The organism is Streptomyces sp. NPDC091387, assembly GCF_044756945.1.
GTDB lineage: Bacteria > Actinomycetota > Actinomycetes > Streptomycetales > Streptomycetaceae > Streptomyces.
Map to the genome: position 1 here is coordinate 837,252 of NZ_JBIVTZ010000001.1, position 26,461 is coordinate 863,712.

Here is a 26,461-nt window from a genome sequence, read left to right on the forward strand (position 1 = left end):
GCGCAGAGTAGTGGGTATGACGACACCCGCAGAGCTGCTCCGCTCTTTCGCCCGCACCCGCGCCTCGCTCGACGGCGAGGAGGTCACGTACTGGTGGTCCGGTGATGTGTACGCCTGGTCCCCCGACGAGCCCTACCAGCGCGTCTTCGGCTTCGAAGGGCTCAACGTCTCCCGCCTGGTCCAGGACGCCGAGGCCGGACCGGATGCCTACCAACTGCTCACCCGCGAGGCCGCGTTCTACCTGGACCCCGCAAGCCGCGAGATCCTGGAGACCTGGCAGGACCTGCCGGTGGTGCACGTCTGGAACGACCCGGCGAACCAGAAGTGGCGCCCCTTCCCGATCCCGACGACCGAACTGGGCGGCCAGGTCTGTTTCAGCCTGGAGATCCCGCTCGCCTACCCCTCGCCGCTGCCGGTGGCCCAGTACCCCGTCCACTCGGCCGGTGACACGTACAAGGCCCTGGAGCTCTTCCAGTTCTTCGCCGACCGGGCCGACCTGGCCGGACCGGCGCCCGGCGTCCCGGCCACCATGTCGTGGACCCGGATGTCCCCGTGGCTCCCGTGGATGGCCCGCGGCCAACGGCCCGGCGGCCTCACCTTCCACTGCCGGGGCCGCAAGCTCGGCTCGTACGCCGAGGTCCCCGAGCGGACCCGTGCGTACATCGCCGACCACCACCCGGAGTTCAGCCGGGCCCCGGAGAAGTGGAGCGAGCCGAACGAGACCAGCTGGACGTACTTCCGCAGGCTCAACCCGCCCCGGTAGCGGCCGGACCGCCCCCGGACAGCTCCGGACGGGGTGAACGGACCCGGGCGTGCAGATGTACGTCGTGCCGGCCGTCCGCGTGCAGCCACGCTCCGCGCCGGATGCCCTCCGCCTCGAATCCGGCCTTCACCGCCACCCGGCAGGACGCGTGGTTGGCGGTCGAGTGCTCAAGTTCGATGCGGTGGAACCCCCGCTCGTACAGCGCCCATTGGGTGACCACCGCGGCCGCCCGGGGGCACAGGCCCCGGCCGCGTGCCGACGGGACGGTCCAGTACGCGATCTCAGCCGTACCGTCGCGCAGCGCGAAGGACTTCAGCGCGACCCTGCCCCACAGCGTGTCGTTCTCCGCGTCGACGAGTGCCCAGTGGGCGCCCGTCTCCGACGGCCATTCGCTCCGCCACGCCTCGATCCAGCCCTGCGCCTCGGCCACCGAATCGGCCCGCCGCACGTGCCAGCGCTGGATCGCCGGGTCCTCGAACGCCTCCCGCACCGCTGCGGCGTCGGCCGGCAGCCAGGGGCGCAACAGCGCCCCGCCGGCGACGGGCAGGGTGGGCTGGCCGGTCGCGGCCAGTGCACCGGCAGGGATCGCGGGAGCGACCAAGTACGGCATGACCGGAATTGTCACAGACGGCCGCGGAACCTCGGCACCGGCCCCCGGGGCTCCGGCGCCGCCCGGCTGACCACCGGGCGGGTGCGGGTCCATGCCTATGCGTGGGCCCCGTTCAGCAGCGCCCGCTCCACATGGGCCGTGATCACCCAGTTCGGCGCGTCCACGATCTCGGAGATCTTCAGGTCCGCCGCCACGCTCGCCAGCAGGTACGCGTCCTGCGGAACGAGCCCCGTACGGGCCGAGATCTCGTCGATCAGCGCGCGGACGGCGTCCTTCGCCGCCTCCATCAGGTCCGGTCCGATGCCCGTCGTGGCCAGGGCGGCGCCGGTACGGGCGCTGACCGGGTCCGTCTCGATGACCGGGGTGCGGGGCGCGGCGGCCTTGCGGACGTCCACCCTCAGCCGCACCGTCGCCCGCGTCTCGATACCCGTACCGCAGACCTCGCCGTCGCCCATCGCCGCGTGCGCGTCGCCCGCGGAGAGCAGGGCGCCCTCGACCCCGACGGGCAGGACGAGCCGGGCGCCGGGGCCGATGTGGCGGATGTCCATGTTGCCGCCCCAGCGGCGGGGCGGGATGACCGAGTGCGGTCCGGGCTCGGGCGGGGCGACGCCGATCGTCCCGATCATCGGCACCACCGGGATCCGCAGACCGGGCAGCAGCTCGGCGTGCCCGCCCGCGATCGTCGAGATCCGCAGGTACGGGTCGGGGAAGTCCTCGGCGAGCAGCCCGAAACCGGGCAGGCAGGCCGTCCAGCCCCACTCCCCGACCTGTACGTCGAGGATGTCGACGACCAGCGCGTCACCGGGCTCGGCCCCGGTCACGTACAGGGGCCCGGTGACGGGGTTGAGGGTGCCGAAGTCGAGCTCTTCGAGGTCCGCGGAGGTCGACCCGGCGGTGAGCTGGCCGCCGCTCGCGTCCTGGAACTCCAGGACCGCCTCGTCACCGGGGGCGAGCGTGGCGACGGGCTTGACCGTCCGGTCCCAGGCGTGGTGCACCTGTCCGCGGTGAATGCTGAAGTCACTCATGAACGGTGGGGCCTCCAGATCGAGTTCCGTGCGGTGCGACGGGGGTGCTGCGCTGTGGTGCCGATCCTGGCGCGGTCGTGCGGGTTGCACAACACAGCCGGTTTCGGGCAGTCCGTCCAGGGCGTGACCCACATGGCCGACAGTGAACCGATGCGGCCGTTCCCGTACGGGTGAGCGCGTACAGCGTGCGAGTGAATCCGTGGCCCGGCGCGGTGGGTGCCGGGACAGACTCGGGTCGGAACGATCTTGTCCCGTTCCGGTCCGATCTCGGATGAACCGCGCGATGAATTCCACAAGGAGTGCCCCCACCATGCGACTTCGTACCACTGCGGCCGCTGCCCTCGGCGCGCTCGCGCTCATCGTGAGCCTGCCCGGCTCCGCGAGCGCGGCCGACGGCGACTTCAGCTACACGTACACCACGTCCCACGGCTACCGGCAGACGGTCGCCCTGCTCGACCCGCCCGGCCGGGAGTGCGTCACCCTGCCCGGACTGGACGACCCGGACACCTCGGACCCGGCCGACACCCCCTGGAACAACACGAGTTCGACCGCGACGGTGTTCACCGGCCCGGACTGCGACGGCGCCCACTACACCCTGCGACCCGACGGCGGCCACGCCTCCAGCCGGCTGAAGCTCCGGTCGGTCGTCTTCAGCTGATCCTGATCCGGGGTGCGCCGTTCGCGTTCACGGCGCACCCCCGTTCCCCTTTCCGCCGCCGAAATGGCCGGGCGCGGTGCGGGGCCGGAATGTAGGTTGCACGGATGTCTTCCGCACTCCGCCTCGTACCGGTCACCTCCGACAACGTCGAGGACGCCTGCGCGCTCAAGGTACGGCCGGACCAGGACGGGCTGGTGAAACCGGTCGCCTGGTCGCTGGCCCAGGCCTATGCCACGCCCGCGACCGCATGGCCCCGGCTGATCGTCGACGGCGAGCGGCTCGTGGGCTTCGTCATGGCCTTCCTCGACGTCAGGTTCCGTCCCGAACAGCCGGACGACCGGCCGCGCTCCGGGCTCTGGCGGCTGAACATCGCCGCCGAACAGCAGGCACGCGGATACGGACGGTTCGCGGTGGAGGCCGTCAACGACGAGCTGCGGCGGCGCGGGCAGACCCGTACGACCGTCTCGTACGTGCCCGGCGCGCGCGGGCCCGAGGGGTTCTACCGCAAGCTCGGTTTCCGGACGACCGGCGAGCTGAGCGGCGACCAGGTGGTCGCCGAACTGGAGCTGGGGCCGGCCCCGCGCCCGTAGACGGGCCGGACCGCACAGGCAGCCATGAAGGCCCGACGAGCGGGTCAACGCCCCTACGCCTGAACGGGGTTGTCCGGCAGCAGGGGGAACAGCCGGGTGACCGCGGCCACGGCCACCGCGTCCGCGGGGCGCGCTCCGGGGTCCCGGTCGCGGTCGCGGTAGCCGGCCAGCAAGCGGCGTACGGCGGCGGCGAGTTCGGCTGTCTCCGCCGGGGTCAGGTGGACCACGGTGCTGAAGGACTCGTCCTGCCGCCACTCGGCCGGCGCCCGATCGCGATGGCTCAGCCAGTGCCGGTAGCTCTCGTCCTCCAGCCCGCGTGCGAGCGCGTGGAACTCCTCCGGCGCCTCCTCCTCCCGGCCCGGCTCGCCGGAGGGCTCCCAGCGGAGCCGCCACGGCCGCACCCGGCCGCCCTTGTGCGGCGCCTCCTCGATGAGGCCGTGCGCGGCGAGTTGGCGCAGGTGGAAGGAGCAGAGGCCGGAGCTGTGGCCGAGGCGGGCGGCGGCCTCGGTGGACGTCACCGTGCCGGCCTCGGCGAGCAGATCCAGCAGGGCCACGCGCACGGGGTGGTCCGGGAGCGGTTTGCGGGCGCGGTGGGGCAGCGGTCCCGTGGAGGCGGCTTGACGCTTTTCATCGCTCATTTTGCAAAGAGTGCTACTTTGCAAAGCGTTCGGTCAAGCTGGCCGCCGTCGGCAGCCACCGGCCGACTCCCGTATGCGCGGAAGGTGTTGGTACTCCATGGCCGCTCGGTTCGACGACAGCTCGCAGGACCTACGGGTGCGCGTGCAGGGTGTGCCCGTCGACTCGTTTCCCCGGTTCGCGCCGGAGGTGGAGCGGGGTGCGGTGCGCCGCATCACCGTCGTCGGGGAGGAGATCCTGCGCCGGCCGTGCCGGGAGGTCACCGAGTTCGGCACCCCGGAGCTCGCGCGGCTGGTCGACGACATGTTCGCCACCAACCAGGTGGCGGAGGGCGCCGGACTCGCCGCCAACCAGGTCGACGTGGACCTGCGGCTGTTCATGTGGGACATCACGGACGAGTGGGGGGTGCGCCACGTCGGGCACATCGCCAATCCCGTCCTGGACGAGGTGGCGCCCGAGCGGCGCCGGCTGGTCGAGGAGTCCGAGGGGTGCCTGTCCGTCCCCGGCCCCTACCGCATGGTGCCGCGCCTGGACCGTGCGGTCGTGCGCGGCCGGGACAAGGACGGCGGTCCGCTGGTGATCGAGGGGCGCGGCTACTTCGCCCGCTGCCTCCAGCACGAGACGGACCACCTGCGCGGTCACCTCTATCTGGACCGGCTCGCACAGCGGGAGCGGAAGACGGCCCTGCGCGAGATGGAGACGTCCAAGGACGAGATGTTCGCCCGGCGTGCGGCGTTGGCGGCGAAGCTGGGCAAGTGACGCGGCGGCCGGGCCCCGTTCCGGGGCCCCGGGGGTCAGCGGTAGTCCTCCGGGTGGCCCTGCATCCAGGTGTTGACGCGGTCGCGCGTGCCGGTCAGGTCCTTGAAGTGCTTCTCCAGGTTGGCCGCCGAGGTGTCACCGGCCAGCGCGGTGCGCAGCGCGGCCGTCCACGCCAGGGGCTCCTTGAATCGGCCGGGGCCCTGCTGGTCGGCCTTCATCGACGCGTCCAGCCCGGCCAGTTCCTCGTTCACCCGGCCCAGGAAGTAGGCGCAGTCCCCGGCGCCGGGGGTGCAGGTGTCGTCGAGGGTGGCCTGGAGGCCGGCGAAGGCGTCCCGTACCTTCTCGGCCCCGGACTGCGGCGCCTCCTGCGCGTCCCCGCCCGCGCCCGCCGTCTCCGCGGCGGCTTCGGTCGCCCCCGCCCGGTCGGCCGACTCGTCCGCCGACGTGGCCACCTGCGGGACATCGCTTCCGGTGCCCTGGGACGTGGCCGCCTCCGAGCAGCCCGCCAGGGATGTCACCAGAGCGACCGCCGCGGCGAGTGCCGCGGCGTTTCCGCGGGCGCGGATTCGGACAGTCACAGGAGGCCCCCCTCGTCGGATGGCCCAGACCCTACCCCGGCCGTTCAGCCGGTGATCAGCTTCTGGAGCGCGGGCGCGTAGAGGTCGGCGATGTGTTCCGGGGTGGCCAGGGCGCCGGCTCCCTCGCGGTGGAGGCTGAGGGTCGCGCCGAGGCCGAGAAGGTGTCCGGCCAGGAGTTCGGCGCGCAGCGCGCGGTCCCGGCCGGAGAGGCGGGCGGTCAGGGCGTCGGTGACCTGTTCGTGGAACCGGTCGCGCAGCAGCGAGCGTTCGTCCTGGTTGCCGAGGGAGAACACCACGCGCAGGAGCGGGTCGGACTGGAGCGCGCGGCGGCGGGTCACCAGCGTGACGACCATGTGGCGGCCCAGCAGGGCGAGCGGGGCGTCGAACAGTTCCGCGGCGGCCGGGCCGAAGTCGGCCACGGTGTTGAACAGCTCTTCCTTGCGGCCGAAGTGCTTGACCACGAGGGCCGGGCTCACCCCGGCGTCCGCGGCAATCTGCCGGATCGTCACCTCGGCGTACGGGCGCTGGGTGAACGCCCGTCGCGCCGCGCGCAGGATCGCGCCCCGGCCGGTGCCCGCGTCCGCGTCCGCGGACCCGGGGGCCGGTGCGGTGGCCTGGCCGCCGGTCATGCGCCCTCCTGGATCTGTGCTGTCCGTACACCGCCCTGGCGGATGCCCGGCGCCTTGCGGCTCTCCCCGACCGTACCCGCCGCGGCCGGCTTGCCGCCCGGCAGGAACAGCGTGACGGCCAGGGCCGCGAGCGCCGCTCCCGCCGCGATCACGAAGACCAGCTGGTACGCGTGGAGGGTCGGGGCCGTCCGGCCCCCCGCCACGAACGTGATGTTGGCCAGCACGGCGGCCACCGTCGCGCTGCAGAAGGCCTGTCCGATCGACCGCATGAGGGTGTTCAGACCGTTGGCGGCCCCGGTCTCACTGACCGGGACTCCGCGCATCACCAGGGCGGGCAGGGCCGAGTAGGCGATCGCGGTGCCCGAGGCGACGACCGTGGCACCGGCGATGATCAGCCACAGGCTGTGGCTGGTGAAGTAGCGCACCCCGTAGCCGACGGCGATGATCCCGGCGGCCAGTGCCAGGCTGACCTTCGGGCCGCGCCTGGCCGAGATCCGCGCCGAGACGGGCGAGAGCGCGACCATCGCCACACCGCCCGGCAGCAGGCACAGCCCGCTGACGACGAGCGAGACACCGAGCCCGTAGCCCGTGGCCTTCGGCTCCTGCACCATCTGGGCGGTGACCAGCGAGTTGGCGTAGAACGCGAAGCCGATCAGCAGGGCCGCGATGTTGGTGAGCAGCACGGCGGGGCGGGCCGAGACCCGCAGGTCGACCATGGGCGTCGCGACGCGGAGCTCGTACGCGCCCCAGAGCAGTGCCACCACGACGGCCGTCGCGAGCAGGCCGACCGTCCGGACCGATCCCCAGCCCCAGTCGGCGCCCTGGGTGACCGCGAGCAGCAGGCAGACGAGCGCGACGGACAGGCCGAGCGCGCCGACGGCGTCGAAGCGGCCGCGGCTGCGCAGCGGGGACTCCGGGACACAGCGCAGGACCAGCGCGATGTCGATGAGGCCGATCACGCCGGAGACCCAGAACATGGTGTGCCAGTCGAAGTTCTCGATGACCAGGGCCGCGACCGGCAGGCCGATGGCCGCACCGATCCCGAGCGTGGAGCTCATCAGCGCGACGGCGGACAGGACGCGCTCGGGCGGGAGCTCGTCGCGCAGGATGCTGATGCCCAGCGGTACGACGGCGATCGCCGCGCCCTGGAGTGCGCGGCCGGTGATCAGCACCCCGATGTGGGAGCTGACCGCGCAGAGCACGGAGCCCACCACCAGCACCGCGAGGGAGGCGACGAGCACCCGCCGCTTGCCGTACATGTCGCCGACCCGGCCCAGCACCGGGGTGAAGACGGCGCCGGTGAGGAGGGTCACGGTGACCAGCCAGCTCGCGGCGGCGGGCGTGGCGCCGGTCAGTGCGGGGATGTGCGGGAGCAGCGGGACGACGATCGTCTGCATGACCGCGACCACGACACCGCAGAACGCCAGCACGCCGACGGCGAAGCGGGGGTGCGGGGCCTGGACGGCGGGGGTCGTGGGATCGACGGGGACCGGTATGTCCGCGGGCATGTTTCTCCGTACGGTGCTCGGCGTGAAGGCGGGGGTGTACGTGCGTTCACCCCTAGGGTAAACGTACGTACACCCCCTCGGCGACGGGTCGCGGGAAGGCCGCGTTAGCCTCGGGTCGGAGAAGCGGATCCGGGACAGCGGGCCCGGAGCGCGGATCCGGGGAGCCGGTCCGGGAAGCGGGTCCGGACGAGAAGACGAGAACAGGTGGAGGTGGCTGCGATGGCGAGGATTCCGGCAGCGGCGGTGGCGGCGGGCGGACTGGTCGGCGGCTACGCCGTCGCGCGGTGGACCAGGAAGCGCCCGCTGGGCGGGGTCGCCCTCGCGGCCGCGGGCACCGCCGCGGCGTACGAGTGGAACCGGCAGGCCGGGCCGCGCGCCGCCGCCGGGCTGACCACCGCCTATGTCGCCGCCTTCGCGGCATCGCACCCGCTCGCCAAGAGGATCGGCGCCTGGCCGGCGGTCTTCACCGTGGCGGGCACGGTGGCCGCCGCGTCCTGGGCGGTCACCCGCCGCGCGGCCTGAGGGACTGCCCCTCCCCGTCCTCCGTCCCCGGGCATGTCCGCGAACAACTCCCGTACGGCGGCGGTGCGTCATAGGGTTGTGGGCAGAGACGGAGGTCCTACGTGGTGGAGCCGAAGCCCGACGGAAGGTTCGCCTGCGAACTGGTCCTCAACGGGGATGCCCGAGCGGAAGCCGGCGCCGCGCTGGGCCGGAAGCTGTCCGAGAACGGGGCCGAGCGGGTCGTACCGGCGTACGCCGCACGGCCCGCGCCCGGACGGCGCTCCGGCGGTGTCGTCGAGGTGGCCACCCTCGTGGTGACCTGGGCCGGGAGCCTGGTCCCGATCATCGACACGGTGCGCGGCTGGCTGATCGAGGGACGTAACGCCCCGCCGGGGAACGGGACGGGCCCGGCGGACGGCACCGGCCGCGTCACGTCGATCACGGTCATCATGGGCGACGACCAGGTGGAGATCATCCAGCCCTCCACCGCGGCCGAGGAGCGGCTCGTCGAGGCGTTCATCCGGCGGCACAGCCCGTCATGAGCGAACCGGCATGAGCGAACCGGACACACTGAACGTCCGGGTCACCGCGCAGGGCATGACCGTTCGCTACGAATACGACCTGCGGGTCGGCGGTTCCGCCGGCGACAGTCCTCCGCTCGAGATGGAGTACACGGTCGAGGTCGACCCGGGACTGGTGAGGGGCTGCCGCGCCCGGATCGACCAGGCCCTGACGAAGGCGGCCGCCGGGGAGCCGGGCCCCGGACCGGCCAAGGAGCTGGCCAAGTGGGGCAGGCTGCTCCACGAGCATCTGTTCCCCCGGGTGCAGGGCAGTGTGGCCGAGCTGGTGACCCGGCTGCACGCGTCGTCCGGTCCGCTGCTGGTCCGTACGAACGAGCAGGAGGTCCCGTGGGAACTGCTGCACGACGGTACGGACTTCCTCGGTCTCGAACACGACCTCGGGCGCCGGCTGATGGGCAAACGCCCCGTCGTCGGCGGGCGCGCCATCAGCCGGGTCGGCCGCGCGCTCATCGTGGGCGACACCCTCGGCGACCTGCCCTCCGCCCGTGAGGAGGTGGCCAAGGTCGCGGCGTGGCTCGGTGACCGGGGCATCGCGTGCACGGTCCTGCTGGGGCAGGAGGCCACCCTGCTCGACGTCGTCACGGAACTGGCCTCGGAGGACACGCCCTACGACCTCTTCCACTTCTGCGGTCATGTGGCGACCGGCTCCGGCACGACCGGGCTGATGATGCACGACCGCCAGCTGCTGGGCGAGGTCGTGCTGCAGACCCTCTCGTCGCGGGGCGCGCCCCCCGTGGCCTTCATCAACGGCTGCGCCTCCGCCGGGGAGGGCGAAGTGGCCAACATGTGCATGTCCTTCATGGTCCTGGGCGCGAAGACCGTCGTCGGCACCCGCACCGAGGTGGCCGACGAGGGCGCCTGGCGGTTCGCCGCCGAGTTCTACGGTCAACTGCTCGCGGGCCGGCCGGCGGGCGCCGCGGTCCGGGCGGCCCGCACCGCGCTCCGTGACCGGCCGGACGCGGCCTGGGCCTCCTTCGTCCTGTACGGCGACCCGGCCGCGGGCATCGCCGGGAACGCGCCCCCGGGGAACCCCCAGCCGCCCGGACCGCCCGACGACGACCTGACGACCACGCTGGCCCCCGACGCCCAGCGGCTGATGCGGCGGGTGCACGCGGCCTCCGCCGACCGGGGCGGGGTCGCCTCGGTCGATCTGCTGCAAGGACTGCTCGGCGAGGCCGACATCAGGCAGCGGATCGAGGAGAGCATCGGGGCGGACGTCATGGAAGCTCTCGACCAGGTGATCGATCAGGTGCTCAGCCGCAGCTCGGGCGGCCCGGACGACGACTCCGGCTCCGACGGCGACGGCACGGGCCCGGACCACGACATCAGCCTCCTGTCCGACACGGTCAACCGGGTGTTCGCGGACGCGGCCACCCGCGCCGCCGCGGACGGCAGGAGCAGCGTCACGACGGCCGACATCACCGAGGCCTTCGTCGCCGTGGGCGGCGGTGTCGCCTCCCGGCTGCTGGAACTGTGCGGGGTCCCGCTGGCCCGGCTGCTGCCGCACAGCGACGCGGACAGCGACACGGACGGGGAGACCGGGAGCGGCACGGGCAGCGGCACCGGGGCGGACACCTCCGTCACGGACATCGCGCTCCTGCCGAACGGCGACGAGCGGCTGCCGATGGACGACCTGAGCCGCAGCGCCGTGGGCATCGTGCGGCTCGCGAACCTGCTGGCCGACACCCGCGGCGAGGTGATCGGCACCTACACGCTCCTGCTCGCCTTCGGCGCGATGGGCAGCGAGGTGCTGCGGCGCGCCATGCACGAGCAGGGGGCGGCCGGGGAACGGGCCTACCGGCAGCTCTCCGGGATGCTCACCCCCCGGCGCCGCGACCTGTCCCCCCGGGTCCATGACGCGCTGGACCGGGCCCGCCGGCGCAGCGCGGCCGGGCGCACCTCCGCCGGCCGCGTCGGCGAGGCCGCCATCCTCCTCGCCCTGCTGCAGGACGAGGAGTCGTCGGGGCGCGAGCTGATGAACAGGATCGGGGTCGACCCCGACCTGCTCATCCGGTCCCTGGGGCGGGACCGCTGACGTCGGGGAGCCCGCTGCTCCGGCTCGCCTCCGCCGGTTCCGCGAGCTGTGCGAGCCCCCGCACCGCCTTCGGATCACCGGGCCTGCGGTCGAGTACCTCCGTCCACTGCCGGTGCGCCTCCGCGCGGTCACCGAGCCGGAGCCCGGCCAGGGCCAGTGCGTTGCGCGCCTCGGTGTCGCCGGGACACCAGTGCACCACCGCGGCGAAACAGTCCCGCGCGGCCGCGAGGCGGCCCGCGCGCGCCGCGGCCAGTCCCCGGTTGAACAGGTACGCCGGATAGGTGTGCAGCCGCGCGTAACCGGCCAGCGGCGTGCGGCAGCCCGCGCAGAGCTCCGCCCCGTACGCGTTCTCCTCGCGGCACAGGAGCACCGGGCAGCGGACGCTCATCGCCGCGGCCCCCGGTGGATGGCCTCGGGAATGGCGGGGCCGCGCCCTTCGTCGGACGAACCCGTGATGATGCTCTTCACCTGGATCAGGCGCTGGCGTTCCTGCGACGCCTCCTGCTGGACCCGGTTCGGGTCCTGGGCGATGAGGCCCTGCAGTCCGGCGAGCCGCTGCCCGATGTCCTCCACGTCCTGCCGGTGCCGGGCCGTCGCCGTACCGGAGGCCTGAACCAGCCTGCGTACCTCGTCGAGCATGTCCAGGGCGCTCCGCAGCCGGGACGCGGCCATCTCGGTCGGGGCGACCGGATCGTTCTCCTGCTGGTGGCGGTAGGCCACCGACCGGAGGTGGTCGAAGACGTGCTGGAGCTGGGTGATGACCTCCGAGTACGACCGCTGGTCACCGGCGTCCAGGGCCCGCTCGCCCTGCTCCCGCTGGACCTCGACGGCCGCCGCGATCTCCCGCTCGTCGTGCGGGGCCTCGGTCCTGTCGCTGATCGTGGCCACGTACCGGTTGAGCTGGCCGCAGTCCTTGACGAGCTGCTCGAAGTCCGGCCTCGGCGGCTGGAGGGCCCCGTCCTGGGGCTTGCCGACGGAGTCGGCGATGGCCTGCATCTCCTCGAACTCGTGGCCCGCGACCGCCTTCTCGCCGCCCGCGAGGGCCTGGGAGAAGGCCGTCTGCGCCATCTCCATCTTGGCCTTCTTCACGCTGCGTTCGCCCGCCGGCAGGAACTCGACGCCCTGCTCGAAGGCGCGCTTCAGCTCGGCCACCTTCTCCTCACCCGGCAGCTCGGCCTCCGGTGGCAGCTCGACGAGGGCCTCGAAGGGGTGGTCGCCGATGGAGCCGCGCACGGTGATGAGCGCGTGCACGTCCATCTCCACGTCGAGGTCGATGGCCGTGCCCCTGGAGGTGGAGGACGGCACCGGCACCGTGATGACCTGGATCTGGCGGGCCTGCTGGTAGAGGCGGAAGTCCACCGTGTCCGTGTCACCGGGGTGGCTGAACGCGTACCGCTCCTTGAACGGCAGCGAGCGCAGCGCGGGGATCAGCTCCTCGCGCTCCGTACGCCCCTCGCGGGACACCTCCAGCAGGATCGGCTTGGCGTTGATGGCCGCGCTGACCGGGTTGCCGACCGGCTTGGCCCCGGCGTCGCGGTCGTGGACGACCGCGCGCCCCACGGTCGCCAGCAGCTCACCGTCCGCGTCGAACACTTCGAAGGTGAGCAGGCTCTGCGCGTCGGGCTGTACGGGGATGCGGGTGAACGCGAAGCTGCCGCCCGCCTTGAGCTGCGCCTCGTCCTCGTACTCCTCGGTGCTGAGGCGCACCGAACCGCCGTCGAGGTCGAGATCGGGGTCGAGGGCCTCGACCGTGCCGCCGACCACCGTGCGGTCGGCGGCCGTGACCACCGTGCCGCGGAAGCCCACCCGGACCGTCCGTTCCTCGTTCAGGATGTCCAGGCCGCCCACCGCGGAGGCCCGCACGGCGGCGCCCAGCGCGACGACCGTGTCGACCTGCTCGTACACCGGCTCGGTGCACCTGGCCCGCGGCGAGTCGGGGGCGGCGGCCCCGGGGGCGGGCGAGCAGAGCCGGCCGCGCACCATCTCGCGGACCAGCGGCAGATGGGTGGACCCGCCGGCCAGGATGACCTGGTCGACGTCGGCCAGGGTGACCCCGGCCTCGTTGGTCGCCTGGTCCAGGGCCTCGTCGCAGTACTGGAAGGTGCGCTCCAGCAGTGGCCGGGCGATGGCCTCCAGCTGGGAACGCTCCATCACGGTGTCGATGACGACGCGCTGCCCGTCCTTGTCGGTCAGCCCTCCGGAGTCGCGGAGCATGAACTCCGTACTGTTGGACAGCCCCTTCTTCACGGACTCCGCGAGGGACTTCAGCCGCCGGAAGCGCAGCCGGTCCTCCGCGTCGTTCTCCAGGTCCAGGTCCATCGCCCAGTCGTCGTCCTGGAGGAGCTGCTGGAGGTGGCGGGCGAGCGCGGTGTCGATGTCGTCCCCGCCGAGCATGGTGTTGCCGCTGATGCCGAGCACCCTGAAGTCGGCCGCCTTGCAGCGCACCACGCTCACGTCGAAGGTGCCGCCGCCGAGGTCGTAGACCAAGAAGGTGCCGTCCCGGGTGCCGGTCCGCCAGCAGTAGTGGCTCGCGGCGGCCGTCGGCTCGTGCAGCAGGTCCACCACCCGCAGGCCGGCGGCCTCCGCGGCGTTGCGGGTGGCGTCGATCTGCGGCTGGTCGAAGTACGCGGGGACGGTGACGACGGCGCGGTCGACCACCCAGTTGACGTCCGGGGTGTTGAACTCCGCGACGTCCTCCTCGATCTGCCGCTTCATCTCGCGCAGGATGTCGGCCGAGATCTCGACCGGGGTGCGCTCCTCGCCCGCCAGCGTCACCGTTCTGCGGGAGCCCATGAGGCGCTTGACGGAGGTGATCGGCTCCGGCTCGCTCCCCACCCTCGCGAACGCCTTCCGGCCGACGACCAGTTCGCCGTTGCGCGGGTTGCGCCACACGCAGCTCGGCGTCGTGCGGGCGTTCATCCCGCCCTGGTGGATCACGATGCCGGTGTCGGTCGGATTCATCACCGCGACCGCGCTGTTGGTGGTCCCCAGGTCGATCCCGACGGCCTTGCTCACGTACTGCGTCATGCGTCGTTCTCCATTCCGGCGCTCAGCGGGGCGCCCATGATCACTTGTCCCAGCCGTACGACCGTGCCGCGGTCGAGCACGATCGGCTCCACGGTCTCCGCCACCACTTCGGCGGTGAACTCGGGCCCGTACCGCCATCCGGCGATGTCGACGACGTCCGCGACCGACTCGTACGGCTTGCCGGTGGGGTCCTGCGTGGTGATGTCCATCGCGTGCAGCGGTTCGAGCACCTGTTTCCTGGCCACGTCCAGCCGACGGCCCAGCGCCTTGGCTCCGGCCTCCTCCAGCGGGCCGGCCGCCTCCCGCAGGAGGGCGTCCAACCGTGCGACGTGGACGGCGAGTTCGGTGAGGATCTTGCGGGCCGCCGCCGACTCCTTGTCGACCCTGTTGCTCTCGCGCTGGAGGTCGGCCCAGTACCGCTGGAGCACGGCGGCCATCTCACGGCCCGGACTGACGGGGTCCGGCTGCTCCGGCCCGCCCGGCCCTTCCGGCAGCGGGCGCTCCTCGAAGTCGTCCCAGCCGGGATCGGCCGCGGGAGACCCGTCCGGAGAAGAGCCGGCCGCGGGAGACCCGTCCACAGAGGGCTCGGTCGCAGAGGGTTCAGCCGAAGAGGACATCACGCACCTCCAGCGGCGGCCGCTCCAGGCGCAGCGGCACCGGGGCGTGGTCCAGGGCGGGGCGGATGTCGACGGTGGGCGCGGTCAGCATCCCGTCCAGCAGCCGCCGGGCCACGGCGGCGAGGTCGAAGTCCGCCGCCCGGGGCGCCTCCACCCGGCCGGACGACGCGTCGAACGCGACGGGAGGGCGCCCGTACTGCCGGGCGAAGTCCTCCCACCGCTCGCCCCGGTAGTCCGCACCCGGCGCCTCCAGCAGTACGTGCAGCTCACGGGTCTCCGGGAGGCCCATCAGCTCGTCCTTGGCCCACTCGGCGAGGGCGCCCGCGTCCTGCTCCCCGGTCACGGCGAGCTCCCGGAAGCGCTCCGCCACCTCCTCGTCGCTCGCGGACACGGGAAGTCCGAGTACATGGAACGGATTGGGCTTCATGGGTCTCCTTCACGGTCACGTGCGGTATCGGTCGTAGAGCGTGCGGGCCGCGTCGGACGACGGGTCGAACCTCAGGGCCCGGGTCACACACGCGAAGGCCTCGGAGCGGCTTCCGGCACCGAAGTGGCTCAGGCCCTGGTAGATCAGCGCCACCGCACGGTTCTCGTCGGTCGCGGCCCACTCGTACGCCTCGCGCGCCGCGGCCAGCGCGTCCCGGTGGCGGCCCGCGTCGAGGTGCCGTCGCACCGGCTTCAGGGCGTCCCCGAACCGTGTGTCCGCCAGGAGCTGGGGGGCGCTGACGTTGCCGGGGTCCCACTTCAGCGCCGTCTCGTACGCCTGGCCGGCGGTGCGGTCGTCCTGCGCGACGTACAGCCCGCGGAAGACGAAGTGCCGGCCGAGCGCGCTGTTGGCCGGGAGGTATCCCTTGCCCGGGGTGCAGAGCGGCGCGAGCGCGTCGGCGAACGTGCGCGCCCTTCCGGTCACCTTCCGGATCTCCTCGGTCCTGCGCATCTGGTAGAGGCAGGTCTGGAGCTCGTTGTACCAGTCGAGTCCGGTCTGCAGGAGGCGGGGAAGCGGGACGTCGAGACCGATCAGCGGCTCCAGGCCGCGGATGCCGGATTCGTAGTCCTTGTCGATCCCCTCGGACAGCCGCGCGATGGCGGCCGGGTCCCTGACCGCCTTCTCCGCGGTGCTGATGACCTCGGCGCACCACGCGTCGGTGACCGAACCGGCCAGCGCGGACATCTCGGCCCAGAGCCGCGCGTCGACCGGCACGGACCACGGGATGCCGAACTCCCGCAGGAGGCCGTGGACGGCGGACTCCCCGGTACGGGCGGACTCCAGCACCCGCAGGTGCAGCCGGGCCGTCTCCCTCTCGCCCGCCTGGAGGGCCTCGGCCCCGAGTCCGCGGTGCAGGTCGAACAGTTCCTGGCACACGACGCGGCGCAGCCGCGACTGGGCCTCGGGTCCGGCGGGGGTCTCCCCGTGCTGCTCCCAGAACCCTTCAGAGGCCAGCAGGAGGGTCCACAGCACGGTGGCACGGGCGAGGTGCCCGCCCGTCTCCGCGGCGGACGAGGGCGCGTTGAGCGCCATGCCCCGGTACAGCAGGGCCAGGGTGTGGTGGAGGCGGACGTCGTACTCCCGGGTCTTCAGGGAATCGGCCCAGCGCCGCCGGACGCCTTTGCGCCCGCCCGACCTCAGGGCGCCGAGCAGCCCGGCGTCGTCCTCGACGGCAGCCTCCAGGGCCGCGTACCGGCCGGGCCGCTCCCAGGGCACCGCCTCGCGTCCGGCGTCGGGGAAGACGTGCCCCAGCAGGCGGCCGACGTGGACGTCGAGTTCCAGGCCGCGCGCCAGCGCGTGCGCTCCGTCGCGGGACGGCACGCGTTTCAGCGCGGGCCCCCGGGCCGGCTGCAGACCGGCGGCCCGGCGCAGCAGCTCCGCTCCCCGCAGCGGATCCCGCGCGTTGCGTGCGGTGACGGCCCGGTAGCAGAGGAGCCGGGCGTACTGCACGAGGACGGGGCCGGGGTCGCGCTCCCCCTGGCCCGCCTCGGTGTACGCGAGCGTCCACTGCTCCTCCGCCAGTTCGTAGTCCCCCACGGCGGTCGCGCAGCCCGCCAGGAGCACCGGGTCGAATCCGGCCGCTCCGGTGTCGGTCAGCCGCCTGACGAGACCGGCCAGCGGGTGGGCCTGGCCGGGGCGGTTCCTGGCGGCCGCGGTCCTGGCCGGTCTGCCGCCGTTCCCGGGCTTGCCCCCGGAGTGCGACAGGAGTCCGGGCAGCAGCCTGTTGACGTCGGTGACGGCGGCCAGGTCGCAGTCGGCCGCGGCGGCGGAGAGCAGGTCCAGGCACCGGCCCGGATCGCTCTCGACGAGCCCTGCCGCGTGGATGACGCGGAGCAGGGCGGTCTCTTCCCCGGAGCCGTCCGGCGGGGGCGCCGCGGGCGGGCGGCCGTCCAGGGTGTCGGCGAGCAGGGCGCACACGGCGCTGTCCTCGGGGGCAGTCCTCAACTGCCTTACGGCGCCGCCGAGATCGCCCCGCGCGAGGTCGCCCGCGGCGAAGGCCAGGGCCAGTACGGGCTGCACGGCGCCGGACGGACGCGCCGCCGGGAGCGGTGGGCGGCCGACGGCGGGCAGGGCCAGCGCGGCGGCCGTGACCCGGTCGGCCGGCGCGTCCACCTCCGGCGAGGGGTGCCGGTCCGCCAGGTCGCGCACCAGCAGCGCGAGGGCGTTCCGCCGGCCGGGGTCCTCGCTGATCATGCCCGCACGGGCGAGTGCGGCGGCCAGCACGGTCACGGCCCGCGAGCGCGGTTCGCCGGACTCCTCCGCGAGGGCGATCAGCCGCCCGCACAGCCCCAGGCCGACGGCTTGCGGGTCCTCGGCCAGCCGTGCCAGGCCCAGGACCCATTCGGCCCAGGGGTGCCGTGGGACGGCGGGCGACGGTTCCGCGGGCCCGGGGATGACTCCGTGGGCGACGGTCCGCGCGGCCCGCAGCAGTTCGGCGGCGTCCGGGGGCAGGGCGTCCGCCCCGGCGGCGAGGGCCCTGTCGAGGTCCCTGGCGGCCAGCCGGGCGTGGTACGGGGCGTCCTCGGGGTCCAGGAGCGGTCCCTCCCCGGCGAGTTGGTGCAGCCGGATCACGCCGCGCGTGTACGGAAGCTGCGGAAGGCGCCGGTCCGCGAGTTCCGCCAGGCCGTCCGCGGCGGACGTGTCCGGCCCGCCGCCGGCCTCCTCGGCCCATGCCCTCAGCAGCTGCGCCTTGTGGCCGCTCCGTCCGGCGAGCAGCCGGTGCGCCCTGGCCGGGCGGCGCTCCTCCAGGTGGTGCGCCGCCAGCACCAGCGCCGCCCGCTCGTGCCCGAGCGCCAGGGCCGCGCCGAGTAATCGGCGCCCCTCCTCCGGCTCCTCGCGCAGCGCGTGCAGCCCCGACCACAGGAGCCGGTCGGCCCGCGGCAGCCGCCGGTACAGCGGCTCCCGCAGCAGCGCCGCCATGTCCGCCGCCCCCGCTGCCCGCGCCGCCCGGCCGTACGCCTCGCCCAGGGCCGTACGCAACGCCTCCAGCCGCTCCGGCAGACCCCCGTCCCCGGCGGGCAGCCCCGCCGGGGACGCGTCCGCGTCGGCGGCCGGCCGTATCCCCGTGGCCAGGGCCTCGCGGACCCGGGCGATCCGCTCGTAGCCGGGCGGGGCGGCCGTCGCGGCGTGGGCCGCGTCGGTGCCGGGCGCCGCGTCCGGTCCGCTGTCCAGCAGCAGGCGGGCGAGCGCCCAGTCGTCGGGGCTCCGGGTCACGGTGCCGGTGAGCGCCCGGAGCCCCGCGCGGTCGCCGGAGAGCAGGTGCGACCAGGCGGCGTGGTAGCGCCACTGCGGGAGCGCGGAGTCGTCGGACGCCAGGGGGACGAGGAGATCGCGGGCGCGGGCGGCGTCACCGTCCAGCAGGTGCAGGCGGCCGAGCGCGTAGTCGGGCCAGCGGCCCGCCTCCGGGCTCAGGTCGAGTGCGACCAGCCGGCCGGCGGGCGGCGCGGGTGTGTCGGTGGCGGCGTCGAACCAGGCCAGCAGGCGGCCGAGTTGGGCCGCCGCGGCGAGCCTGGGCGAGGCTTTCCGGGCGGCGGTGAACGCCCACTCCGGGATGTCCGCGGCCCGGCCGTCGCGTATGTGGGCGACCAGGAGTCCGAGGAGGGCGGTCTCGTCGCGCGGGTCGGCCGCGCACGCGTCGAGGAAGTGGCCCAGGGCCGCGTCGGTGTCCCCCGTGACGAGCAGCCGGTGGAGCCCGGCCGCGCGGTCCGCCCCCGGGAGCCCGGCCGCCGCCAGCGAGGCCGCCTGCCGCAGCCGTACCGGGCCGGAGGAGAAGTCCACCCGCAGCACGTCGGTGGCGAGCTCGACGACCGAGGGAGGGCGTGGGCCGGGCCGGCCGAGCAGGTCCCCGTAGACCTCCAGCCGGGGCACGTCCCGCTGGCCGGAGCGGGCCAGATCGTCCGCCAGCCCGGCCCTGGCCCCCTCCTGGACGGACTCCGCCCAGTAGAGCCGGGTCAGCAGGTCGTTGGCCCGCTGCTCCTCACCGCGTCCCAGGAGCGCCGTGGCGAGCGGCCTGACCGCCTGGTCGAGGGGGAGCGCCCCGGCCCGCGCGACGAGCCCGCCGATCCGCTCCAGCGCCTCGAAGTCGGGCTCGGTGAGCAACTGCCGGAACGGCTGCCCGACCATGGACCGCAGGAAGCCGGTCCACATCTCGGCGGCCGCCTCCGGGCGCTTCTCCATCCGTTCGCGGACCTCGCGCAGCCGCGCCAGAGCGCTCTGCGGATCCGGGTCGTCGAGGGCCGCCTTCCACTGCCTGCGCAGCCTCCCCGAGGGGCTGAGCAGGTCACCGAAGGACGAGGGCGGGCTCATGCCGCTGCGCTCACCCCCTGCCCCTCTCGCGCCGCAGGAGGTCCTCGAAGTGGGCTGTCTGGTAGGCGTTCCCGGCCCGCCGGTAGGCGTCGGCCGTACGCTCCAGCAGGGCGCGGCGTTCCTTCCGGGTCCGCAGGAGGGTGCTGTCGCGCACCAGTTGCCAGGCCTCGGCGAGCTGCCGGGCGGAGCCCGCCGGGTCGCCCTGTGCGTCGAGCAGCCGGGCGAGTTCGTTGCGCAGGGCCAGCCGGACGGCGGGCGGGAGATCCTCTGAGGCGGAGTCCAGACAGGCGCGCAGGGTCCGGCACGCGGCGGCCGGATCGCCGTCGGCGGCCTGCTCGCGGGCCTGTTCGAGCGCGCTCTCGCCGGGTGGCGGGCGATGGGCCCCGGCCTCGGCCGCCGCCAGCGCGTCCAGGAGTTCCGCCGCGCTGCGGAAGCGCCGGGCGGGATCGAACTCCAGACAGCGCAGGACGACGGCGTCGGTCTCGCGCGTCACGGTGTTGTTCAGCCGTGACGGCGGGGCGACCCCGCGGCTCGCCTTCTTCTGCTGGTAGAGCCAGTCGCCGTGCAGGGTGTCGGGCATCCCCGGCGGCGGTATGAGGTGCGCGAAGGGAAGCCGGCCGGTCAGCCCCTCGTACATCAGGACCCCGAGCGAGTACAGGTCGGAGGCGGGCACGCTCTGCCCCTGGGAGGTCTCGGGTGCCATGTACGTCAGGGTGCCGGCGACTCCGGGGACGGTCCCGGACTCCAGCAGCCGGGCGGCGAGGCCGAAGTCGATCAGCCGTACGGTCAGGTCGGAGCCCAGCAGGACGTTGTCCGGCTTGAGGTCCCGGTGCAGCAACGGCTGGTCCAGGGCGTGCAGTCCGCGCAGCGCCACACAGATCTGCCGGGCCCAGTTGAACAGCAGCTTGGCGGGCACGGTCTTCAGGGTCTCGAACTGGGCGGCGAGCGTGGTGCCCTGGACGAACTCCATCACCAGGAACGCCCGGTCCCCCGCGTCGTGGGCCAGCCCGCCGTCGTACACGTGGACGAGGTGGCGGCGCGCCTCGGAGTCGGTCATGCCGTCCATCGCCTCGGCGAGCCGCAGGATGTCGGCGAACTTCTCCTGGGCGTCGGTCTCGGTCATCCCCGCGTCCCGGGAGATCTTGCAGGCGACCCGCCGGACGGGGAGGCCGAGGATGCGCTGCTCGCTGAGGAAGACCGCGCCGAACGCGCCGCCGCCGATCCATTTGGTCAGCAGATAGCGGTCGTTGATCACCCGGCCCTCGAAGGACCGCAGATCGGTCCCGGCTCCGTCACTCATGATCCGGCCCCGTCCCGGGGGCGGCGGCGGGGGTGAAGCGGACGTCGGTCCGGGGTCCGCCGTCGGGGCCGACGGGGCGGAAGTCGAGCTCGATGCGGGCGCACGTCCGGAACTCCTCTTCCCGGCGCTCCTGTTCGAGAAGAATGGGATTCTCGACCAGGTCGGAAAGGATCTTCGCGATGATGCGGCCGCCCTCCTTGCCGCCCGATCTCTCGTTCATCAGATGTCCGCGATCGGCGGTGTAGAGGATCAGCGAATCGGGGACGATCAACTCCTTCTCCCTTTTGTCCAGCCAGAATTCACGCTGCCGGTCGACCAGCCTGCGGCAGATTCCGGTCATCGCGTCCAGATCGAGCGGGCGGAACACGATGATCCGGCGGATACGCGCCAGGAACTCGGGAGAGAAGACAGGCCCGCCCTGCGAGCGGTTCCCGATCTGCGGCAATGTCTCCTTCACCCGGGCGACGATCTCCTCGTCGGACCGCCCCTCCCTGGTCATCCGGGAAATGATCTCCTGGCCCGCATTGCTGGTGAGGATGAATATCGCCCGGTCGCCGTGGGCCTTGACGCCGCGCTGGTCGACGATCCAGCCCTCGTCGAAGAGGTTGAGGAAGGGCCGCCAGACCTCGGGGTGCGCCTTCTCCGCCTCGTCGAGCAGGAAGACGCAGTACGGGTCGGCGTTCAGCTCGTTGATGAGGCGGCCGCCGCGCTCGTAGCCGATGTATCCCGGCGGGGAGCCGATGATGCCCGACACGCTGTGCGCCTCGGAGAAGTTCTCCATGGGGTAGGTCTGCAGGCGTTTGGAGGAGGAGTAGAAGCTGGCGACGGTCTTCGCCAGTTCGGTCTTGCCCGTCCCGGTCAGCCCGGCGAACAGCATCACGGAGGCGGGGCCGCCGCTCGCCCCGGCCAGGCCCGACTTGATCCGGCGCAGCTCGCTCGCGACCACCTCGACCGCTTCCCGCTGCCCGAAGACGGAACCGCCCAGCGCCTGGGCGAAGTCGGTCCGTTCGCCGCCCGTGCCGGCGATCTGCCCGGCCGGCACGCCCGACACCTCGGCGATGACCCGCACCACGTCCTCGGTGTTCACCGCGGCCCGGGTGTCGCCGAGCTGCGTACGGCGGTAGTCCAGGTCCTCGCAGGCCCGGCGGAGCACCTTGACGGCGGCGAGCGGCAGCCGCTGGTTGAGGATGTAGTCCCCGGACATCACGACCGCCCGGTCGACGGCGCGGTCCTCGACCTCGGTCCTGAACTCGGCCTCCAGCGCGTCCGCCGCCTGGCGGACCATGTCCCGCGCGCAGGCACGGTCCGGCTCGGTCACGTCGATACGGGTGGTGAGTTCACGCAGGGCGTGGTCGGCGGCCAGCAGGTCGTCGTACTCCTGGCCGGACAGCACCCCGACGAGGTGGATCCGGCGCTCCTTCAGCGCGCTGCGCAGGGCGGGTACGTGGTCGGTGCCACCGGGTCCGCGGAGCATGGCTCCCAGTCCGTCCAGGCACACGATGAGATCGGTGCGCCCGGCCACGTGGGCGATGATCCGGGCGAGTCTGGCGCCGCTCTCGGTGTCCGGCACGTCGCGGCAGTCGACGTGCAGCAGGCGTTTGCGCCGCAGGAAGGGCAGCTCTCCGGCCGCCGCGCGCCTGGCCAGTTCGCGCACCAGGGTGGTGGTGCCGACCCCGGTGGCCCCGGTGATCAGCACGTGGTTGCCGGTCGTACGGTGCAGGGCCCGGCCCAGCGTGTCGAAGTAGCGGTCCAGGTGCCGGGCGGGGGCGATCCCCCGGGTCCGCGCCAGCCAGGTCAGGTCCTCGGCGGGCGGTAACTCCGGCGGGAGGCGGAAGGAGACCTCGCGGGGGCCCGTGGCGCGTGCCTCCCTGACGGCCTGGGCGAGCAGCTCGCGCATCCGGGCGAGGTCCACCCGGAGCGGTTCGGCCTCGAACACCGAGGCCAGCCTGGGCGGTGGGTCCTCCAGCAGGGCGTCGAGCAGATGCGGGGTGTCGACCAGCTCGGCGCCCCACACCACGGCCGCCCGCTGGGCGCGCCGGAGCAGGTCGAGCTGCGGCTCCCCGAGGCCGTCACGGTGCAGCGGTGGCGCGTCCTTGCCGTGCTGGGACAGCCGGAAGGCGCCGCTCAGCAGCTCCGCGACCTTCGCCAGGCCGAGCTGCGGGGGGATCTGGAGCCGGACGAGCCGCTCGGTCAGCCCCTCCGTCTCGCCGAGCAGGGCGAGGAAGCAGTGCGGCGGCAGCAGCCGGTCGTACCCCAGCTCGCCCGCGCGGGCCGCCGCCTGCTCCAGAACCGCCCAGGCGTCCGCAGAGAACTCCTCGGAGCGCAGCCGGCCGGTGTCGTCCAGGAGGGCGGGGGGCGGTTCGGTGCTGACGCGGACCTGGTCGCGCAGGGTCCGGGCGGCGGCCGCCGTGTCGAGGATCCGCAGGAACTGCTGGTCGCCGGGGTCGGGATGGTCCAGCACCCAGGCGATGAGCAGTTCGAGGCAGACCGGGCGCAGCCGGTCCTCGTCCTGCGCGAACTCCGCGGCGAAGCCGTCCAGAGCGGCCAGCGTCTGGGCCGCGAACCGTTCACGCCGTCCGTCGAAATCGAAGTCTCCGCCGCCCCGGCTCCCCGGGTTGTACACCGCGATGGTCTCCAGCAGATGGCGCGGCCGGGCGCCCTCGTCGAGCGTGAGCGCGAGGACCGACAGAACGCCCTGGTCGCCGGATTCGATCGCGGCGTGGAGGATGTCACTCGGACGGACCGTGCCCGCGCAGCGCTGTGTCGCCGCCGAGAGAATATCGATAGCGCGTTCGTCGAGAAGTGCGTGCGGAGTGAAGATCCCTTCCGAGAACAATGACAAAATGACGGTACCCCCGTACCCGTTACCGGCACGCCGTGTTCGCGGGGGAATGCCGGAGCCGTCGGCGACCCCCTGTGCATTCCCAGTTTGGCACGATCGCGACGACGCCTGCCCGTCGATGGGCGACATTATTCGGATCCTCGGGCGCGCGGCTCACCGGAATTGGCCGTGATCCTTCTTGACGGCTCACCGGTCCGGCCGGTGAGCCGTTCCGGTACCGGCGCGGCCCCGGGGGGAATGCGCCGGTTACCCGCCCAGTGCCCGGGACACCGTGTAGATCGCCAGCCCGGCCAGCGCGCCCACCACCGTGCCGTTGATACGGATGAACTGCAGGTCGCGGCCGATGTGCGCCTCGATCTTCTTTGATGTCTGGTCCGCGTCCCAGCCGGCCACCGTGTCGCTGATCAGCGAGGTGATCTCCGTCCGGTACGTCGTCACGACGTAGACCGCCGCGTCCTCCAGCCAGCCCTCCAGTTTCGCCTGGAGGCGGCCGTCCGTCGCCAGGCGGGCGCCCAGGGACATCAGGGAGGCACGGGCGCGCAGGCGCAGTTCGCTCTGCTCGTCCTCGGCCGCCGCGATGACCATCGTGCGGACCGAGGACCAGGCGGACGCGATGACGTCCTGGACCTCGCCGCGCCCCAGGACCTCCGACTTCAGCCGTTCCACCCGGGCCCGGGTCTCCGAGTCCGTCTGGAGGTCGGCCGCGAAGTCCGTCAGGAACGTGTCGATCGAGCCGCGCGCCGGGTGCCCCGGCATGTCGCGCATCTCCGTAATGAAGCGCAGCAGCTCCTTGTAGACCCGCTCTCCCACCCGCTTGTCGACGAACCGCGGGGTCCAGCCCGGCGCACCGCCCTGCACCGCGTCCATCACGGAGTCGCCGTGCAGCACCAGCCAGTCGTGAGCCCGGACACAGACCAGGTCCACCACCTTGCGGTGGCCGCCGTCGGAGACGACCTTCTCCAGCATCTTGCCGAGGCTCGGGCCGATCTCCGCCGCGTTCGCCCGCCGGGTGATCGCCTCACCCACCACGGCCTGCACATCCGAGTCGCGCAGCACCGTCAGCGCACCGCGCAGCGCGGTCGAGAGCTCGGCGGTGACCCGGTCCGCGTGCTCCGGTTCGGCGAGCCACGCACCGAGCCTGCCGCCGATGCCGAGGGAGTGGATCCGGTCCCGTACGACACCGCCCGACAGAAAGTTCTCGCCGACAAAGGAACCGAGTGAGGCCCCGAGCTGGTCCTTCTTGGTGGGAATGATGGCGGTGTGCGGAATCGGCAGACCGAGCGGACGCTTGAAGAGCGCCGTGACGGCGAACCAGTCGGCCAGCGCACCCACCATGCCCGCCTCGGCGGCCGCGGCGACGAAGCCCGGCCAGCCGCCCACCCCCTCGTTCTTCGCCCAGGTGGCGAGGACGTACACGAGCGCGACCAGCAGAAGGAGGCCGGTGGCCGTGGTCTTCATACGGCGTACGCCGCGACGCTTCTCCTCGTCCGCGGCGGTGTACGAGAACGAGGCCAGGGAGGCGGAGCGGCGGCTACCCGCGCCGCCGCCCCCCGCGCCCTCGCGTGCCTGCGCACCGGCTCCCCGCTCGCCGGGTCCGCTGCCTTCGATCGGTTCCATCCGCTCCACCCGTCCGCGTACGCATCGCCCCCCGACACCCCGTACGCATTGTCCTTGCCTGACCTACTCCCGGGCCGCACGTTGAGTTCCCCGCGCCCTGCCGCATCATGGAACCGGTCCACGAACAGAGGAGACACACCGCCCATGCCCAGGCGCCAGGGGTACGCCCTGCTCATCGCTCTCGTGGCCGGCACCGCCGCGCTCGCCGCCGTCGTGGCGTTCACCGGCTCGCTGCTGTTCTCCGGGTCCCGGGCGAAGGCGTCCGCCGCCGCCACCGGGCCGCAGGGCACGGCCAGGACGCCCGCGGCACCGGCCCACTCCTCCGGGCTCTGGCTCGCCACCTGGGCGGCCGCACCCGTCCTCGGAGCGGCCGACCCGAACCACGGCGAGGACCTGATCCACCGCACCATCCGCAACGTCGTGCACACCAGCATCGGCGGCAACGCGGCCCGCGTCACCCTCTCCAACCTCTTCGGTACGCGGCCGCTGCTGATCGACAACGTCACCGTGAACACCCGCCCGGTGACGTTCGGCGGCGCCCCGGCCACCACCGTCGGCGCGGGCCGGAGCATCGTCAGCGACCCCGTCGTCGTCCCGGTCGCCGCCGACGCCGACCTCGTCGTCACCCTGCGCACCCCCACCGCCCGCGGCCCGGTCACCGTGCACCCCAACAGCCACCAGAGCTCCTACGTGGAGACCGGTCGCGGCACCTGGCGCAGCACCGCCTGGCGCTACCTCACCGGCGTGGACGTGCACAGCCCGACCGCCACCGGGACCGTCGTCGCGCTCGGCGACTCGCTGACCGCGGGCACCGGCTCCACCACCGACGCGAACAGCCGCTGGCCCGACGTCCTCTCCGACCGGCTGAACGGCCGGTACGCGGTGGTGAACCAGGGCATCGGCGGCAACCGCATCCTGCGCCACGGCATCGGGCCGCGCGCGCTCGACCGCTTCGAGCGCGATGTGCTCGGCGTCACCGGCGCGAAGACCGTCATCATCGCCCTCGGCATCAACGACGTGCAGGGCTTCCCCCAGGAGAAGGACCCGCAGCGGATCACCGACGCCCTGCGCACCCTGACGGAGCGGGCGCACGCACGCGGACTGCGGGTCATCGGCGCCACCCTGATGCCGTACGACGGCTACCGCAGCTGGACCCCCGCACAGAACGCCGTACGCGACCGGGTCAACGAGACGATCCGGGCCGGCGGGGTCTTCGACCGGGTCCTCGACTTCGACCGCGACATGCGCGACCCGGCCCACCCGGACCGGCTGCACCCCGCCTACGACTCCGGTGACCACCTCCACCTGAACGACGCGGGCTACCAGCGGCTGGGCTCCCTGGTGGACCTGGCCGACCTGGTACGCGTCCGGCCTTCGTCCGACGCGCTCTGAG

22 protein-coding genes are annotated in these 26,461 nt (G+C 73.3%); 8 read left to right on the forward strand and 14 right to left on the reverse strand.

Annotated features, from left to right (window positions below):
* Positions 1-16: 16 nt before the first annotated feature.
* Positions 17-763 carry a DUF1838 family protein gene (locus ACIQM0_RS03890; protein ID WP_401283226.1) on the forward strand — a complete coding sequence of 249 codons (747 nt, stop codon included), beginning with the start codon at positions 17-19 and terminating at the stop codon, positions 761-763.
* Here the strand turns inward: ACIQM0_RS03890 and ACIQM0_RS03895 are convergent.
* Complete coding sequence (locus ACIQM0_RS03895; RefSeq protein ID WP_401283228.1) at positions 747-1,373, reverse strand: GNAT family N-acetyltransferase; 627 nt, start codon at positions 1,371-1,373, stop codon at positions 747-749. The genes ACIQM0_RS03890 and ACIQM0_RS03895 overlap by 17 nt on opposite strands.
* 95 nt (positions 1,374-1,468) lie before the next feature.
* Entirely contained in the window at positions 1,469-2,398 is a 930-nt protein-coding gene (locus tag ACIQM0_RS03900; protein WP_401283230.1) for an acetamidase/formamidase family protein, read from the reverse strand.
* Positions 2,399-2,708: 310 nt separating this feature from the next.
* Between ACIQM0_RS03900 and ACIQM0_RS03905 the strand changes: the two genes are divergently transcribed.
* Both ACIQM0_RS03905 and ACIQM0_RS03910 read left to right on the forward strand, forming a co-directional pair.
* A complete protein-coding gene (locus ACIQM0_RS03905) occupies positions 2,709-3,056 on the forward strand; it encodes a hypothetical protein (protein ID WP_401283232.1) in 348 nt (115 codons plus the stop codon).
* A gap of 104 nt (positions 3,057-3,160) precedes the next feature.
* Positions 3,161-3,646, forward strand: a complete 486-nt coding sequence (locus tag ACIQM0_RS03910) for a GNAT family N-acetyltransferase (protein WP_401283233.1) — start codon at positions 3,161-3,163, stop codon at positions 3,644-3,646.
* Positions 3,647-3,699: 53 nt separating this feature from the next.
* On the opposite strand, the gene ACIQM0_RS03915 is transcribed toward ACIQM0_RS03910, so the two are convergent.
* Entirely contained in the window at positions 3,700-4,284 is a 585-nt protein-coding gene (locus tag ACIQM0_RS03915; protein WP_401283235.1) for a winged helix-turn-helix domain-containing protein, read from the reverse strand.
* A gap of 97 nt (positions 4,285-4,381) precedes the next feature.
* On the opposite strand from ACIQM0_RS03915, the gene def reads away from it, so the two are divergent.
* On the forward strand, positions 4,382-5,041 hold the full coding sequence (gene def, locus ACIQM0_RS03920; RefSeq protein ID WP_401283237.1) for a peptide deformylase: 660 nt from the start codon (positions 4,382-4,384) through the stop codon (positions 5,039-5,041).
* 35 nt (positions 5,042-5,076) lie between these two features.
* Here def and ACIQM0_RS03925 read toward each other — a convergent pair whose 3' ends face one another.
* Genes ACIQM0_RS03925 through ACIQM0_RS03935 form a run of 3 tightly spaced genes read right to left on the reverse strand, consistent with a single transcriptional unit; the run spans position 5,077 to position 7,756 of the window.
* On the reverse strand, positions 5,077-5,619 hold the full coding sequence (locus ACIQM0_RS03925) for a hypothetical protein (protein ID WP_401283239.1): 543 nt from the start codon (positions 5,617-5,619) through the stop codon (positions 5,077-5,079).
* A 44-nt stretch (positions 5,620-5,663) separates the two neighbouring features.
* A complete protein-coding gene (locus tag ACIQM0_RS03930; RefSeq protein ID WP_385349461.1) occupies positions 5,664-6,248 on the reverse strand; it encodes a TetR family transcriptional regulator in 585 nt (194 codons plus the stop codon).
* Positions 6,245-7,756 carry an MFS transporter gene (locus ACIQM0_RS03935; protein WP_401283241.1) on the reverse strand — a complete coding sequence of 504 codons (1,512 nt, stop codon included), beginning with the start codon at positions 7,754-7,756 and terminating at the stop codon, positions 6,245-6,247. The genes ACIQM0_RS03930 and ACIQM0_RS03935 overlap by 4 nt, the downstream gene beginning before the upstream one ends.
* Positions 7,757-7,975: 219 nt before the next feature.
* On the opposite strand from ACIQM0_RS03935, the gene ACIQM0_RS03940 reads away from it, so the two are divergent.
* The 3 genes from ACIQM0_RS03940 (at position 7,976) to ACIQM0_RS03950 (ending at position 10,873) form a co-directional block, all read left to right on the forward strand.
* Entirely contained in the window at positions 7,976-8,278 is a 303-nt protein-coding gene (locus ACIQM0_RS03940) for a hypothetical protein (protein WP_401283243.1), read from the forward strand.
* Positions 8,279-8,379: 101 nt separating this feature from the next.
* Positions 8,380-8,799 carry a hypothetical protein gene (locus ACIQM0_RS03945; protein ID WP_401283245.1) on the forward strand — a complete coding sequence of 140 codons (420 nt, stop codon included), beginning with the start codon at positions 8,380-8,382 and terminating at the stop codon, positions 8,797-8,799.
* A 10-nt stretch (positions 8,800-8,809) separates the two neighbouring features.
* Positions 8,810-10,873 (forward strand): CHAT domain-containing protein, encoded by a 2,064-nt coding sequence (locus tag ACIQM0_RS03950; protein ID WP_401283246.1) that lies wholly within the window; start codon positions 8,810-8,812, stop codon positions 10,871-10,873.
* On the opposite strand, the gene ACIQM0_RS03955 is transcribed toward ACIQM0_RS03950, so the two are convergent.
* The 8 genes from ACIQM0_RS03955 to ACIQM0_RS03990 all read right to left on the reverse strand — a co-directional run bounded on the left by ACIQM0_RS03955 (position 10,845) and on the right by ACIQM0_RS03990 (position 25,068).
* On the reverse strand, positions 10,845-11,261 hold the full coding sequence (locus tag ACIQM0_RS03955; RefSeq protein WP_401283248.1) for a tetratricopeptide repeat protein: 417 nt from the start codon (positions 11,259-11,261) through the stop codon (positions 10,845-10,847). The two genes, ACIQM0_RS03950 and ACIQM0_RS03955, sit on opposite strands and share 29 nt — an antisense overlap.
* Positions 11,258-13,900 (reverse strand): Hsp70 family protein, encoded by a 2,643-nt coding sequence (locus ACIQM0_RS03960; RefSeq protein WP_401283250.1) that lies wholly within the window; start codon positions 13,898-13,900, stop codon positions 11,258-11,260. Before ACIQM0_RS03960 ends, ACIQM0_RS03955 begins: the two co-directional genes overlap by 4 nt.
* Complete coding sequence (locus ACIQM0_RS03965) at positions 13,897-14,517, reverse strand: hypothetical protein (protein WP_401283252.1); 621 nt, start codon at positions 14,515-14,517, stop codon at positions 13,897-13,899. The genes ACIQM0_RS03960 and ACIQM0_RS03965 overlap by 4 nt, the downstream gene beginning before the upstream one ends.
* Complete coding sequence (locus tag ACIQM0_RS03970) at positions 14,501-14,944, reverse strand: hypothetical protein (RefSeq protein ID WP_401283254.1); 444 nt, start codon at positions 14,942-14,944, stop codon at positions 14,501-14,503. Before ACIQM0_RS03970 ends, ACIQM0_RS03965 begins: the two co-directional genes overlap by 17 nt.
* A 15-nt stretch (positions 14,945-14,959) precedes the next feature.
* On the reverse strand, positions 14,960-19,309 hold the full coding sequence (locus ACIQM0_RS03975) for a hypothetical protein (protein ID WP_401283256.1): 4,350 nt from the start codon (positions 19,307-19,309) through the stop codon (positions 14,960-14,962).
* Between the two features lie 10 nt (positions 19,310-19,319).
* A complete protein-coding gene (locus tag ACIQM0_RS03980) occupies positions 19,320-20,609 on the reverse strand; it encodes a protein kinase (RefSeq protein ID WP_401283258.1) in 1,290 nt (429 codons plus the stop codon).
* Positions 20,602-23,445, reverse strand: coding sequence for an AAA family ATPase (locus tag ACIQM0_RS03985; protein ID WP_401283260.1), 2,844 nt, complete (start codon positions 23,443-23,445; stop codon positions 20,602-20,604). The genes ACIQM0_RS03980 and ACIQM0_RS03985 overlap by 8 nt, the downstream gene beginning before the upstream one ends.
* A gap of 252 nt (positions 23,446-23,697) precedes the next feature.
* Positions 23,698-25,068, reverse strand: a complete 1,371-nt coding sequence (locus tag ACIQM0_RS03990) for a DUF445 domain-containing protein (RefSeq protein WP_401283262.1) — start codon at positions 25,066-25,068, stop codon at positions 23,698-23,700.
* Positions 25,069-25,212: 144 nt separating this feature from the next.
* Here ACIQM0_RS03990 and ACIQM0_RS03995 point away from each other — a divergent pair, with 144 nt between their 5' ends.
* A complete protein-coding gene (locus ACIQM0_RS03995) occupies positions 25,213-26,460 on the forward strand; it encodes an SGNH/GDSL hydrolase family protein (protein ID WP_401283264.1) in 1,248 nt (415 codons plus the stop codon).
* The last annotated feature ends 1 nt before the right edge of the window (position 26,461 follow it).

Excerpts from the sequence above, each read along its gene's own strand:
- ACIQM0_RS03890 (WP_401283226.1), top strand. The coding sequence starts at position 17 with ATGACGACACCCGCAGAGCTGCTCCGCTCTTTCGCCCGCACCCGCGCC.
- ACIQM0_RS03895 (WP_401283228.1), bottom strand. The coding sequence starts at position 1,373 with ATGCCGTACTTGGTCGCTCCCGCGATCCCTGCCGGTGCACTGGCCGCG.
- ACIQM0_RS03900 (WP_401283230.1), bottom strand. The coding sequence starts at position 2,398 with ATGAGTGACTTCAGCATTCACCGCGGACAGGTGCACCACGCCTGGGAC.
- ACIQM0_RS03905 (WP_401283232.1), top strand. The coding sequence starts at position 2,709 with ATGCGACTTCGTACCACTGCGGCCGCTGCCCTCGGCGCGCTCGCGCTC.
- ACIQM0_RS03910 (WP_401283233.1), top strand. The coding sequence starts at position 3,161 with ATGTCTTCCGCACTCCGCCTCGTACCGGTCACCTCCGACAACGTCGAG.
- ACIQM0_RS03915 (WP_401283235.1), bottom strand. The coding sequence starts at position 4,284 with ATGAGCGATGAAAAGCGTCAAGCCGCCTCCACGGGACCGCTGCCCCAC.
- def (WP_401283237.1), top strand. The coding sequence starts at position 4,382 with ATGGCCGCTCGGTTCGACGACAGCTCGCAGGACCTACGGGTGCGCGTG.
- ACIQM0_RS03930 (WP_385349461.1), bottom strand. The coding sequence starts at position 6,248 with ATGACCGGCGGCCAGGCCACCGCACCGGCCCCCGGGTCCGCGGACGCG.
- ACIQM0_RS03935 (WP_401283241.1), bottom strand. The coding sequence starts at position 7,756 with ATGCCCGCGGACATACCGGTCCCCGTCGATCCCACGACCCCCGCCGTC.
- ACIQM0_RS03940 (WP_401283243.1), top strand. The coding sequence starts at position 7,976 with ATGGCGAGGATTCCGGCAGCGGCGGTGGCGGCGGGCGGACTGGTCGGC.
- ACIQM0_RS03950 (WP_401283246.1), top strand. The coding sequence starts at position 8,810 with ATGAGCGAACCGGACACACTGAACGTCCGGGTCACCGCGCAGGGCATG.
- ACIQM0_RS03955 (WP_401283248.1), bottom strand. The coding sequence starts at position 11,261 with ATGAGCGTCCGCTGCCCGGTGCTCCTGTGCCGCGAGGAGAACGCGTAC.
- ACIQM0_RS03960 (WP_401283250.1), bottom strand. The coding sequence starts at position 13,900 with ATGACGCAGTACGTGAGCAAGGCCGTCGGGATCGACCTGGGGACCACC.
- ACIQM0_RS03965 (WP_401283252.1), bottom strand. The coding sequence starts at position 14,517 with ATGTCCTCTTCGGCTGAACCCTCTGCGACCGAGCCCTCTGTGGACGGG.
- ACIQM0_RS03970 (WP_401283254.1), bottom strand. The coding sequence starts at position 14,944 with ATGAAGCCCAATCCGTTCCATGTACTCGGACTTCCCGTGTCCGCGAGC.
- ACIQM0_RS03975 (WP_401283256.1), bottom strand. The coding sequence starts at position 19,309 with ATGAGCCCGCCCTCGTCCTTCGGTGACCTGCTCAGCCCCTCGGGGAGG.
- ACIQM0_RS03980 (WP_401283258.1), bottom strand. The coding sequence starts at position 20,609 with ATGAGTGACGGAGCCGGGACCGATCTGCGGTCCTTCGAGGGCCGGGTG.
- ACIQM0_RS03990 (WP_401283262.1), bottom strand. The coding sequence starts at position 25,068 with ATGGAACCGATCGAAGGCAGCGGACCCGGCGAGCGGGGAGCCGGTGCG.
- ACIQM0_RS03995 (WP_401283264.1), top strand. The coding sequence starts at position 25,213 with ATGCCCAGGCGCCAGGGGTACGCCCTGCTCATCGCTCTCGTGGCCGGC.